The following is a 12,979-nucleotide window of genomic DNA, read 5'->3' as shown; positions in this document are numbered from 1 at the left end:
TTCGCTGCTATCTTTACTGCTATCTCTGCTGATAGTTTCGCAAATAGCGCTTTAGCGCCCATCCAGCATACGGCCAATTCCACCAAGCACTGAGCCCTCTCCCCTGTCACTGCCACCGGCGGAAGGCGCATGGGCAATGATCCTGTCGGCCATACGGGAAAACGGCAGGCTCTGCAGCCACACTATGCCATGCCCTGAAAGTGTCGCCAAAAACAAACCTTCACCACCAAACACCATGGACTTGAGAGAGCCGGCCCTCTCTATGTCGTAATCGATGCCGTTGGTAAAGCCCACCAGACAGCCGGTATCCACTCTCAGGGTTTCGCCCTTAAGCTCTTTACGGATCAAGGTGCCACCTGCGTGAATAAAGGCCATGCCATCACCCTTGAGGCTCTGCAAAATAAAGCCTTCACCGCCGAAGAAACCGGTTCCCAGGCGCTTATTGAACCTCATGGTCACCTGGGTACCCATAGCCGCGGCCAGAAAACTGTCTTTCTGCAAAATGAGTTCACCGCCGACCTCATCGAGATCGATTGCCAGGATGGTGCCGGGATAAGGTGCGGCGAACGACACCCGACGTTTGCCCTGGCCCTGATTGCTGAAATGGGTCATAAACAGGCTTTCACCTGTCAGCATACGTTTACCGGCCCCCATCAACTTGCCAAAGAATCCTGAATCCGGCTCTGAGCCATCGCCCATGCGCGCTTCAAAACTGATCCCTTCCTCCATGTAAGTCATGGCGCCCGCCTCGGCGATCACGGTTTCACCGGGATCCAGCTCCACCTCAACCAGCTGCATGCTCTCGCCCTTGATCTCATAATCCACTTCATGGCTGTTCTTGCTCATTGAAACTCCCCCTCAATGGTTTAGGGTCTGAATGACCTGGCACTCAGTCTATGACATAAAATGTCAAAACAGCAAGTGAGGAGACGGATGTGATTTGAGTAAAAAGTAACAGAATGCTTCAACCCAGACCGCTGGCATTATCCCCCTGAAAGCGCTCAAACTCCTCCAGAATCAGCTCAGTAAACAGCCTTCCTGCACGGCCAAGAGGCCGCTCCAGCGTCGACACCAACTGAGGAATAAAACGAAAACGGCTGCCGCCGACAAAGTCCAGCTCACTTAAATCACCACAAGCCAACTCTTCGGTTATCAGGAAGTCCGGCATCCAGCCAAAACCCAGGCCCTTGAGCAAGGCGTTCTTTTTCATGATGAAACCGGAGAGATAAAAGACCTTGTCGCCGCCGAACTGCAGCTCATCGCGCTGGCTCTTGACCGGTGATGAGTCTTCGATGGTGAGCTCCACATGTTGCTGCAATTCTGACAGGGTAATGCCGCGGCGCGAAGTCAAGGGGTGGTCTTTACCTGCCACCAACACACTTGTGATAGCAGGCAGGGGCTTGGGGTGGTAACTGGGGCCACTGCGATAGTCTTTCACCAACATAAGATCAGCGCTGTCGCGCTCAAACCTGTGTTGTACCCCACCGAGAAACTCCATATTGAGCTGGATTTTGGTCGGGATCTTATGCTCTGTCATGCGCTTGAGGGCGGTCATGATAGGCTCCATCGGCAAGGCGCCGTCTATCACCAGCTCCAATCTGGGCTCCCACCCCTCACTGAAACGGCTGGCCAGATGCTCAATATTGCCAAGATGTGCCAGCAAGCGTTGTCCCTCGGCCAAAATAACCCGCCCTTCGTGAGTCAGCTCGGCCCGGTATTGATTACGGTCAAGCAGATTAACGCCAAGATATTGTTCCAGTTTCTTTATCTGATAACTGACCGCAGACTGCGCCTTGTGCAGACGCTCTGCCGCCTTGGCAAAACTGCCCTCTTCCACCACCACCTTAAGCACATTGAAGGCGTCGATATCGATACGCAAGGTTTACACTCCCGTAAATCCAACAAGACAATCAAATTTTTAGATTGAGTATGCCGAATAATTATTCTTTTTTTTGTACAAGCGCGCAACTAAATTGAAAGATAGATCACAAAAACGGCTCATTTGCGCTGCCAGCGACCGGCAATTCCGACAGACAAGAGCGCAAAGAGAACAAGAATAACAACAGTGGCCGCCGAAGGTTCCCAAAGAAGGTTAACAGCAAGCGCCACCAAGGAAGAGTCAGATGCCATTTTATGTAAAACAGGGGCAGGTTCCCAACAAGCGCCATATCGCATTTGAGAAGCCATCCGGTGAACTCTACCGTGAAGAGCTGTTTTCAACCCATGGCTTTTCCAATATCTATTCCAACAAGTATCACCACAATATGCCTACCAAGGCGTTAACCGTTGAGCCTTTTGAGCTCAGCCATGGTGAAGTGTGGCAGGACTCCCTGGTACAGAACTATAAACTGGACAGTAAACAGGCCGACAGAAAGGGGCACTTCTTCTGTGCCCGCAACAAGATTTTCTTCAATCAGGATCTGGCGATTTATACTGCCAGAGTCACCGAGGATACCGAGCTGTTCTACCGCAATGCCTACGCCGACGAGGTGGTATTTGTCCACGAGGGTGAAGGCGAGCTCTTAAGTGAATACGGCAAGCTCAAGGTGCAAAAGTGGGACTATCTGGTGATCCCCCGCGGCACCACCTATCAGTTGAAATTCAAGGACTATAGTAATGTGCGCTTGTTGGTGATCGAATCCTTCTCCATGGTGGAGATCCCCAAACACTTTCGCAATGACTATGGCCAGTTGCTGGAGTCGGCGCCCTATTGCGAGCGGGATATCCGGGTACCCGAACTAACAGAGGCCAGGGTCGAGCAAGGGGAGTTCTCTCTGGTCAGCAAGTTTGGCGACAAGTATCAGCTGACTCAGCTGGAATGGCATCCTTTTGATCTGGTGGGTTGGGACGGTTTTGTCTACCCCTGGGCCTTCAACATCACAGAGTACGCGCCCAAGGTAGGCAAGATTCACCTGCCCCCATCGGATCATCTGGTGTTTACCGCCCACAACTTTGTTATCTGCAACTTTGTTCCCAGACCTTACGACTTCCATCCCAAGGCGATCCCGGCACCTTACTACCACAACAATATCGACAGTGACGAGGTGCTCTACTATGTGGATGGCGACTTTATGAGCCGCACCGGCATAGAAGCCGGTTACCTGACACTGCATCAAAAAGGCGTGCCTCATGGGCCACAGCCCGGGCGCACCGAAGCCTCCATCGGCAAGAAAGACACCTATGAATACGCCGTTATGGTGGACACCTTTGCCCCGCTGCAGTTAACCACCCATGTGCAAAGCTGCATGAGTACTGATTACAACCGCTCCTGGCTCGAAGGCTGAGCCCGGACCCGAATATCCAGCAAGGCCATCAGAGAATGGCCGCAAGCAACATCATTGAAGAGGACATAGAAATGGCAAGCGAAAAGAATCCACTGGGACTGCTCGGTATCGAATTCACCGAGTTTGCAACCCCGGACAGTGATTTCATGCACCAGGTCTTTATCGACTTTGGTTTCTCCATGCTGAAAAAAGCCAAGGACAGGGAGATTTTCTATTACAAGCAGAATGACATTAATTTTCTGCTCAACAAGGAGCGTCAAGGCTTCAGCGCCGAATTTGCCAAGCACCATGGCCCGGCCATCTGCTCCATGGGGTGGCGGGTAGAAGATGCCAATTATGCCCTGCAACTGGCGGTATCCCGCGGCGCCCGTCCGGCGGATCAGGCCCACACTGATCTGCCCTACCCGGCAATCTATGGTATAGGCGACAGCCTGATTTACTTCATCGACCGTTTCGGCGAGCAGAACAACATCTACAAGACAGACTTTGTCGACCTGCCTGCCCCTGTGATAGTCCCTGAAAAAGGCTTTATGGAAGTGGATCACCTGACCAACAATGTCCACAAGGGTACTATGGAACAATGGTCTGATTTCTATAAGGATATCTTCGGATTCACCGAAGTGCGTTACTTCGATATCAGCGGCGTACAAACCGCCTTGGTCTCCTATGCCCTGCGCTCTCCCGATGGCAGCTTCTGTATTCCCATCAATGAGGGCAAGGGTGACGACAAAAACCAGATTGATGAGTACCTGCGCGAATATAACGGCCCGGGCGTGCAACATCTGGCGTTCCGCACCCGGGATATAGTCGCCTCGCTCGATGCCATGGAAGGAACCTCAATCGAGACCCTGGACATCATCCCTGAATACTACGACACCATCTTCGACAAGGTGCCTCAGGTGACGGAAAACCGTGACAAGATAAAGCATCATCAAATTCTGGTGGACGGGGATGACAGTGGCTATCTGCTGCAGATCTTCACCAAAAACCTGTTCGGCCCCATCTTTATCGAAATTATTCAGCGCAAGAACAACCTCGGCTTTGGCGAGGGTAACTTCAAGGCGTTGTTCGAATCCATTGAGCGCGATCAAATGAAGCGTGGCGTGCTGTAACCGATAGCGAAATCACCCGTTTGAGACCGATCTGATGATCGGTCTCTTGTTTTCCGCCTTAGTGTATTGAGCACTGCAATTTTTTACTTTGTCACCCGGTAGGATTTCATTAGACTGATCTCCCTTTTTTGAGAGACAGCTGTACCCAAAATGCAAGACTACGCCCTGCTCGTCGCTTTTATTCCAACCTTTTTCTTTGTTTCCGTTACCCCGGGAATGTGCATGACCCTGGCCATGACACTGGGGATGAGCATTGGGGTGCGCCGCACTCTGTGGATGATGCTGGGTGAACTCGTGGGGGTCGCCCTGGTGGCTTTGGCGGCCGTGCTGGGTGTGGCCACGGTTATGTTGAAACATCCAATGATCTTCCAGGGGCTCAAATATCTTGGCGGTGCCTATCTTATCTGGCTAGGCATCAATATGTGGCGGGCCAAGGGCAAGATGGCCAATCTGGACCAACCCCGAAGTATCAAGCGCACGGCGTTGATCTCCCAAGGCTTTGTCACCGCCATTGCCAATCCCAAGGGCTGGGCCTTTATGATTTCCTTGCTGCCTCCCTTTATCAATCTGCAGCAACCTATGGCACCGCAACTGACGGCACTCATCGGCATTATCATGTGTACCGAGCTCATCTGCATGCTGGCCTATGCCAATGGCGGCAAGAGCCTGAGGCTGTTTTTGAGCCGTGGCAACAATGTCCGTCTGCTCAACCGGATAGCCGGCAGCCTGATGCTTGGGGTCGGTGTCTGGCTGGCGCTGGGTTAATCGCCCTTTTTGTAGGGTAAGGCCTGCTGCAACTGCGCTTGATACAAGCGGTTGTTGCCGGCCTCTGTTTGACAGAAATCGGCTATCGCCTCCCGAAAGCCTGGATGCGCTATGCCATGCAGCGAATAGGTGGTGACACACTCAAAACCGCGGATAAGCTTGTGCTCCCCCTGGGCACCGGCGTTGAAGCAACTGAGGCCATTATCAATACAGTAGTCTATCCCCTGCCAGTAACAGGCCTCGAAATGCAGCGCCGGGATCTCCTCAAGTGCACCCCAATAGCGGCCATAAAGGGTATCTTTCCCCTGCAGATAAAGCGCGCATGCCAGCGCCTGTTGCGGCGTTTCACCCAAGCGGTGCACCAGGAGCAAACGCACCTCGGCCGCCATCAACTTACCGAGTAACTTGAAAAAGTCGGGCTGAAGATATCCCCCATGGCCGGAGCGTTTCAGGTAAGTTTGCCGATAGCAGCGATAGAAAAGCTGCCAGTGCCAATCTTGCAGTTCATCGCCCCTGAGCCAGACAAACTGCAAGCCAGCCAAGGCGCGGCGCTCTTTGAGAATACTCTTGCGCCGTTTGGAGTTGAGCCGCGCCAAAAAATCATCAAACTGGCTGTAACCCCGGTTAAACCAATGAAACTGCGTGCCTTCCCGCACCAAGGTCTGGGGCAAATGCCGCAATGAATCGAGTTGCCCCTTGCTGACAAACAGCCAATGCCAGGAGGAGTAGCTTTCAAGCAGTTGCCAAAACAGTTTCCCCAGCGCCTGCTGGATATCAGTGGCCGCCGCCCTGGCCTCGGGCGCAATCCCGAGTCTTGGGCCGGTGACAGGCGTAAAGGGAATGGCGCTGACCAGCTTGGGATAATAGGCTTCACCGTGGCGCTGATAGGCATCGGCCCAGGCCCAGTCGAACACATATTCGCCCCAGGAGTGATCCTTGAGATAGAGAGGCATCACAGCCAAACGCCTGTCGTTGCAAAACAGCTGTAAATGCATGGGTTGCCAGCCGGCTGCGGCGCAAACACTGCCACTTTGCTCCAGCGCCCTCAAAAAAGCATGCCGACAAAATGGGTTGTCCGGCTCTGTTTGGCCATCTTCAGCCAGACACAGATCCCACTCGGCGGCGGGGATCTCATCAATGCCGGCGGCAAAACGCCACTGCCAGTGCTTATTGTCCAAATTTATTCCATATGCCGAGGCAAACTTGCAATCAAGGATAATTGGCGGCACATTGCATAGCAACTTAAGCAAAAGCAGTATAAGGAAATATAGTGCGTCTGATAAAACCGCTGATCTTCGCCGTCGCTCTGGCTCTGCCTGCAGCCTCCACCCTGAGTTACAGCCCACAAGCTACCGCCAACGAATCCTCGATTTACAGTGAAATGGCCACAGCCCAGCCCGTTTGGGCCAAGCATGGCATGGTTTCCAGCCAAGAGGCACTGGCTTCCCGTATCGGGGTGGATATTCTCAAGCAAGGCGGCAATGCAGTAGATGCAGCAGTGGCCGTGGGTTATGCCCTGGCAGTGACTTTGCCCCGGGCCGGCAATATAGGTGGCGGTGGTTTCATGCTGGTACACCTGGCGAAGGAAAACAAGACCATAGCCATAGACTATCGGGAGATGGCGCCTTCCAAGGCCCACAGGGATATCTTCCTCGATGACAAGGGCAATGCGGTCAATAAACTCAGCCGCGAGCACGGCCTGGCGGTGGGTGTTCCCGGCACTGTGATGGGCATGGAGCTGGCCCTGTCCAAGTATGGCACCATGAAACGGGAACAAGTGATAGCCCCGGCGATCAAACTGGCGCGGGAAGGGATCAGCGTTACTTCAGATCTGGCCAACTCCCTCGATGGGGTTAAGCGCCGCATCTCCCAATGGCCAAGCTCTGCCGCCATCTTCTACAAGGCAGATGGCAGCAGCTTTGTACCGGGCGACATCATCAAGCAGCCTGAGTTGGCTCACTCGCTGGAGCTGATTGCCAAACAGGGCAGCAAAGGATTTTACCAAGGGGAAACCGCCGAGAAACTGGTGAGTGCCATTCAGGCCGCCGGCGGCATCATGACCCTTGAGGATCTCAACAACTATCAGGCCATAGAGCGCCAGCCGGTGCGCGGACACTATCGAGGCTATGAGGTGGTTTCCATGCCGCCGCCATCATCGGGTGGCATCCATATCATAGAGATCCTCAACATTCTCGAGCAGTACCCCATCCATGATCTGGGCCACAACACCGCCGCCACTTTGCATCTTATGGCCGAGGCCATGAGACGGGCCTATGCCGATCGCAGCGAGTATCTCGGCGATCCGGATTTCTATCCTGTGCCGGTTAAAGCCCTGTTGAGCCCGGATTATGCCCAGACATTGGCCAAGAGCATCGACAGCAAGCACGCCACCCCTTCAAGCCAGGTCAAACCCGGCAAACTGGCCCCCTATGAAAGTGACCAGACAACTCACTACTCGGTCGTGGATAAATGGGGCAATGCGGTATCCAACACCTATACCCTCAACTTCAGTTATGGCTCTGGGCTGGTGGCCGATGGTACAGGGATTTTGCTGAACAATGAGATGGATGATTTCTCAGCCAAACCCGGCACCCCCAACGGTTATGGCCTAGTGGGCGGTGAAGCCAACTCGGTACAGGGCAACAAGCGGCCACTGAGCTCCATGAGCCCGACCATGATAATGAAAGACGGTCAGCCGTTTCTGGTTACCGGCAGCCCGGGTGGCGCCAGGATCATTACCACAGTGCTGCAGATCATCATGAATGTGATTGACCACGACCTGAATATCGCCGAAGCCAGCTTTGCGCCGCGAATGCATCACCAGTGGCTGCCAGATGAAATTCGGGTTGAGCGCAGCCTCAATGGTGACACCATAGCGCTGCTGGAAGCCATGGGCCACCAGGTCAAGGTCAAAAGTTCCATGGGCAGCACCCAGAGCATTATGGTGACCGAAGAAGGTAAATTTGGTGCATCTGACCCGCGCCGTGCCGGCAGCGAAGCGGCGGGCTACTGAGCCCAGTTACCTAAACCTAAGCCACTGAAAAAACTCCTTAGATAGGTTTCTGAAACAAAGTAGTGAGCGACGGGCATTAAATTCGGCTTAACTCTCATTTAAAACAGCTCCGCAGATGCCACTCTTGCGGAGCTGTTTTTTACACTGAACCAAGGTTCACTTTTAACAAACCGGCGGCTTAACCTCCGCGCCTTGGCGTGGGCTAAATATGCGCTAATTCAATCCAGAGCTTTCATTTCTGCTACCCGAGACGCAATTAACAAGCCATCAATAACCCTCTTATTTATAAGCATTTATCAATCCATTCAGGCGGCACAATTCCTTGCTTCTGACAAGTAAAAACTCAGATAGCGGCACTTTTGGCGATTATGACGCCAATATGTGTTCAAAATTAAACCACAGCTCAAAATTCAACCTATCACACTGTTTTTAATCAGGAATTTTATGTGATGCCAATCAATTTATCTTTTATTTATCAAAGTTATCATCTGCATCCCTTTAAATGGAACTTTTGTATCTAAAAAGGTGGATGGGCGTCATCAAGGCGCTCAAATTATTTTGGGATAAAGAATGAAGAAGACGACTTTGCTTGCAGCGTCAATTGCACTGGCACTGGCCGGTTGCGGCGGCAGCGACAACAATGACAACCCCACAGCCAAATCATTTTCGGTCACAGCCATTGATGGTTATCTGGTGAATGCCGACGTTTATGCCGGCGAAAACTGCCAAACCAAAGTGGCGACAACCGGCAAAGGCGGTATTGCCCGGATCGATGGCCAATATCAGGGACAAACACTGTGTGTTAAGGCTGTTGCCGACAAGACCATGGATGAAAGCCGCGGCTTGGTGAAAAAAAACTTTGAGCTCAAGGCCCCGGCAAGCAAAGATGCCAACAGCCAAGTGATCAGCCCGCTGACCGACTTGGTTGTCAAGCATATGGATGCCAACCAAGGTGTATCCAAGGCGGATGCCGAACAAGCTGTGTCGGCTCAATTTGCAGAACTTAAAGCCGAACCAGAGCTGCTGTTTGGTGACTATCTGGCCAAGAGTAGTGCCAACAAGGTCGCTCAAGCGCTGAACATTGTCGGCGAGACGCTGGTTAGCCATCAGGGCCTGGCTGAAGCGCATCTGCAACGCTTGGTTGAAGATGTGGCTGCCAAGGTAGAAGCCGGTGACAAACTCGACGACTACGAGCCGGTGATCACCCCAGAAGGCGGTGTAGAGTCCAACCACAGGCCTCATATTGCCTTGAGCCAGACTGAGCTGGACAAGCTGCCCCAAATTGAAGTGGAACTGGGTCAGCCGATGACTGCCGTAGATTTGTCAGCCGCTTTTGCCGACAAGGACAACGACAGCTTCACTCTGAGCCTGATGGAGGAAGATGGCAACATAGCACTGGAAACCCTGGGCCTGGCATTCGATGCCAAAACAGGCGTACTCAGCGGTACACCTAAGGTAGCCGGTGAAATTGAGCTGCACGCTTACGCCACCGACAGCAAGGGCGCCCGCTCATACCCACTGGAAATTGAGATTGAAGTCAGCAGTATCAACCATGCTCCTGTCATCAACCCGGCTGAAAAAGCCGAACTGGAAGCTGAACTGGCACGCATGTCGCTGACAGTAGGCAATCAAATCGATCAGGTGATTGACCTGGATGAGCTGTTTGGCGATCAGGATAAAGATCAACTGACCTTCAGCGCCATGACGGATATGCAAGGTATCGCCCTGAAAATTGAGCAAGGTGACTCATTGCGTTTGTCCGGCAAGCCTCTGGTTGCCGGCGACTTTGTGATCACTGTGACAGTCAATGACGGCAAACATGCAGCTGTGAAGACCGACCTCAAAGTCAAGGTTGCCGATAACGGTGTCGAAGCAGAGCCCAAACATCCGCTGGAAGGCAAAACCTGGTTCACTACAGAATGGGGTTCTGCCGACGAGAACGACGACGGTGTGATGCAAGTATGGTGCGACACTCTGGAGTTCAAAAACGGCTCTGTGCTGCGTAATGTCCGCACTCAAGACAACCTCAGCGAATGTTCCGCCACTGCAACCGTGGAAGTCTCCACTTATATCATTAATGAACTAGGCCAAATGGTGCTGGAGTACGGCGATGATGAAGGTGTTGAACATCAGGAAACCATCAAACTGAACGACGCCATTGCCGGTGTCGGTGACAATGCCAAAGTGCTGCAACTTTGGGACGGTCGCTATACCCTGTTCAGCAAAGCCGATGATGTAGAAAAACGTCTGGATATTGAGTCTGATGACGATGCCCAAGGTCGTATGTTTACAGCGGAACTGCCGGCGGCCACGGAAGCAAGCTATCAGCTCGGTCACCTGACCATGCAGATGACAGCTGCGGATAATGGCGGCGCCAAGGTGGGGCTCTACTTCGATGTACCCAACACCGACTTCAGCTGTGATGAGGTAAGGGAGTTTTACGACCTCAACCTCAGCTACGAAGGTATGGAATATCGCATTCCTGCCTATCTGTTCTCCGGTAAAGAAAATAGTATCGAATACTGCCAGGCGCAATTCGATATCGAGCAACCTGTTGTCGGCAAAATTTACAGTGTTATAGGTCATGTTACCGAAGAGGATGCCGGTCTGGTGGAAGAGATTAAAGCCAATATCCAATGGACAGGGACAGGCAATAACGAGTGATACCGCTAAATAGAATCGGCGCCTTGACTGAATAGGGCTCTGATGCCGTGAACTCTACCAAGCCGGTGGGCAAGATGCTGACCGGCTTTTTTGTCTCAAGTAAACACGCTCTACCTTTCTTAAGTGGCTCGTAGCATGTAACGCCGCATATTTATTCCCCTTGGCAAAAAACACAACTCCCGCCTGACTTTGGCTTTAGCACTCACTTGGCATCACCCACAAACGTTGGGAAAGTCACAATCTTCAAACGGAATAGCAAACTGTTTATAACAGGTGGGAGTCCCCCGGAATCAGGCTATAGTTATTGTACATTTGTCTAATAGCCAATCCTTGATGGGGAAGTAAATGAATATTAGAGACTTAAGTGTCGTTAAAAAAATATGGGCGAGTTACCTGGTCGTCTTTGTGGTATTTGCTGCTGTAGCCATATTATTGGTACTGAGCCTGTCGGCATTGAACCAAAATATCAAGGTGCTGACCGACAAGAGCCTGCCTTCGGTGGCCATATTGAAAGGTATCCAAGTCGATATCACCAAGGTTCGAAAAGATGAGTTTTCACTGCTTCCCAATATAGATAACCCGCAAATAGGTGAATGGCTGCAAGGGCTGGATAAACTGAGAGCCGACGTTCAGGCGGGCATAGTCGCCTACGAAGCTTTGGAACTGAGCAGGCAAGAGCAGAACGCTTTTAAAGCCTTTAAAGACACCTGGAATCAATACATTCAGGAAACCCGTTCCTATAATGAACTATTGAAAAAAGGTGATGCGACAACCGCCAATCAGGTGATCCTCTCCAGCTTTGATACCTATTCCCGCGCCTTGACGAGTCTTGACAATACCTTGGGGCTCAATGATGAATTAATCAATAAAATCAGTGATGACGTTCAGCATGAAGCCTCATTGACCCAGTACGGTGCTGCCATAGGTGCGCTCATCATCATAATGGTGATAGCCCTCTCCTCCACTCTGCTCTCGCGGGCAATTTGCCGCCCCATAGACAGGGCCCTGAAATTCGCCGCCAAGATAGCCAAGGGACAACTGAATAACGCCATAGATGAGCAGGCCCTGACCAAAGATGAGCTGGGAACACTACTGAAAGAGTTGGTCACCATGCAGGCCAACCTCCACTCTCTGGTGTCTGAGATCAGCGACTCCACCATCCAACTGACCGCAGCGGTGGAGGAAGTGAGTGCCATTTCGGCGCAAAATGCCTCGAGTATGCAAAACCAGCAATCAGAGCTCAGCTCTGTCGCATCGGCCATGACCCAAATGCAGGCAGCAGTCGCCGAAGTGGCTCAAAATACCGAGGCTGGGGCAACGTCGGCCTATTCGGCAACCGAAGTCGCCAAACAAGGCACTGCTACCCTGCAACGCACCGTGGCGGTTATCGAGCAAGTGTCCAAGAGCATTCAGCAATCCGATCTATTGGCAAGAGAGCTGGAATCAAGCTCAAACAACATCAATATGGTGGTCGACGTTATTCGCGGCATCGCGGAACAAACCAACCTCCTGGCACTGAATGCCGCCATAGAAGCGGCCAGAGCCGGTGAGCAAGGACGTGGATTTGCCGTGGTCGCGGACGAAGTGCGCTCTTTGGCGCAGCGCACCCAGGATTCAACCTCGCAAATTGTCGACATCGTCAATCAACTGCAGGAAAACAGCAGCAAAATCGGTCTTTCCAGCCAAGAATGTCAGACGGGTATCACCCAATGCGTAGAGCAGGTTAACGAAGCCGGAAACCAAATAACCGAAATAGAGCACTCGGTGGAAAACATCGCCCAAATGAGTACTCAAATTGCTACCGCCTGCAGTGAGCAAAATGCGGTATCGGAAGAGTTGAACCGCAGTGTCGACCATATCAATAACGTGTCGACCGAAATGGCCGAAGGGGCATCGCAAACGGCCATAGCGTGCCAGGAGATCAGCAACTTAACCCATAGCCTCAAAGCCAGGATGGAAGTATTCAAGCTCTGAGTCAACATTAACCCGGCTTCTGTGGCTTACGGCGAATCCCGCCAAGCCACAGAAGCCGGCTCACCATGGAAACAACCGATAAGCTGACTGGATAAAGCGTGTAGTCAGTTTGCCTTTATCAAGGCTAGAAAACCTCTGCCAAGGCTGACTTATCCAGTGGACAGGCT

The 12,979-nt window shown here is 52.2% G+C and carries 9 protein-coding genes; 6 read left to right on the top strand and 3 right to left on the bottom strand.

Annotated elements, in window-relative coordinates; translation table 11 throughout:
- Positions 1–51: 51 nt before the first annotated feature.
- Complete coding sequence (locus HCX89_RS06550; protein WP_044734707.1) at positions 52–846, bottom strand: TIGR00266 family protein; 795 nt, start codon at positions 844–846, stop codon at positions 52–54.
- Between the two features lie 118 nt (positions 847–964).
- The gene (locus HCX89_RS06545) at positions 965–1,879 is read right to left on the bottom strand and encodes a LysR family transcriptional regulator (protein WP_025011124.1); all 915 of its coding nucleotides are present in this window, start codon (positions 1,877–1,879) and stop codon (positions 965–967) included.
- Between the two features lie 244 nt (positions 1,880–2,123).
- Between HCX89_RS06545 and HCX89_RS06540 the strand changes: the two genes are divergently transcribed.
- The 3 genes from HCX89_RS06540 (at position 2,124) to HCX89_RS06530 (ending at position 5,161) form a co-directional block, all read left to right on the top strand.
- Positions 2,124–3,284, top strand: a complete 1,161-nt coding sequence (locus tag HCX89_RS06540) for a homogentisate 1,2-dioxygenase (protein ID WP_167715399.1) — start codon at positions 2,124–2,126, stop codon at positions 3,282–3,284.
- 71 nt (positions 3,285–3,355) lie between these two features.
- On the top strand, positions 3,356–4,396 hold the full coding sequence (gene hppD, locus HCX89_RS06535) for a 4-hydroxyphenylpyruvate dioxygenase (RefSeq protein WP_039033461.1): 1,041 nt from the start codon (positions 3,356–3,358) through the stop codon (positions 4,394–4,396).
- A gap of 150 nt (positions 4,397–4,546) precedes the next feature.
- Positions 4,547–5,161, top strand: a complete 615-nt coding sequence (locus HCX89_RS06530; RefSeq protein WP_025887183.1) for a LysE family translocator — start codon at positions 4,547–4,549, stop codon at positions 5,159–5,161.
- Here HCX89_RS06530 and HCX89_RS06525 read toward each other — a convergent pair.
- Positions 5,158–6,339: a GNAT family N-acetyltransferase gene (locus HCX89_RS06525; RefSeq protein ID WP_109248732.1), complete on the bottom strand. Its 1,182-nt coding sequence runs from the start codon at positions 6,337–6,339 to the stop codon at positions 5,158–5,160. The genes HCX89_RS06530 and HCX89_RS06525 overlap by 4 nt on opposite strands.
- A 92-nt stretch (positions 6,340–6,431) precedes the next feature.
- Between HCX89_RS06525 and ggt the strand changes: the two genes are divergently transcribed.
- From ggt to HCX89_RS06510, 3 genes are all read left to right on the top strand, one after another.
- A complete protein-coding gene (gene ggt / locus HCX89_RS06520; RefSeq protein ID WP_109248733.1) occupies positions 6,432–8,174 on the top strand; it encodes a gamma-glutamyltransferase in 1,743 nt (580 codons plus the stop codon).
- Positions 8,175–8,744: 570 nt separating this feature from the next.
- A complete protein-coding gene (locus tag HCX89_RS06515) occupies positions 8,745–10,838 on the top strand; it encodes a putative Ig domain-containing protein (RefSeq protein ID WP_117200795.1) in 2,094 nt (697 codons plus the stop codon).
- A 345-nt stretch (positions 10,839–11,183) separates the two neighbouring features.
- Positions 11,184–12,812, top strand: a complete 1,629-nt coding sequence (locus HCX89_RS06510; protein ID WP_025887179.1) for a methyl-accepting chemotaxis protein — start codon at positions 11,184–11,186, stop codon at positions 12,810–12,812.
- Positions 12,813–12,979: the final 167 nt, after the last annotated feature.

Source organism: Shewanella sp. Iso12, from assembly GCF_012030025.1.
In the GTDB taxonomy this organism is placed as follows: Bacteria; Pseudomonadota; Gammaproteobacteria; order Enterobacterales; family Shewanellaceae; genus Shewanella; species Shewanella algae.
This window is presented reverse-complemented; position numbering and strand designations above follow the sequence as displayed.

Excerpts from the sequence above, each read along its gene's own strand:
- HCX89_RS06530 (WP_025887183.1), top strand. The coding sequence starts at position 4,547 with ATGCAAGACTACGCCCTGCTCGTCGCTTTTATTCCAACCTTTTTCTTT.
- HCX89_RS06510 (WP_025887179.1), top strand. The coding sequence starts at position 11,184 with ATGAATATTAGAGACTTAAGTGTCGTTAAAAAAATATGGGCGAGTTAC.
- HCX89_RS06550 (WP_044734707.1), bottom strand. The coding sequence starts at position 846 with ATGAGCAAGAACAGCCATGAAGTGGATTATGAGATCAAGGGCGAGAGC.
- HCX89_RS06515 (WP_117200795.1), top strand. The coding sequence starts at position 8,745 with ATGAAGAAGACGACTTTGCTTGCAGCGTCAATTGCACTGGCACTGGCC.
- hppD (WP_039033461.1), top strand. The coding sequence starts at position 3,356 with ATGGCAAGCGAAAAGAATCCACTGGGACTGCTCGGTATCGAATTCACC.
- HCX89_RS06540 (WP_167715399.1), top strand. The coding sequence starts at position 2,124 with ATGCCATTTTATGTAAAACAGGGGCAGGTTCCCAACAAGCGCCATATC.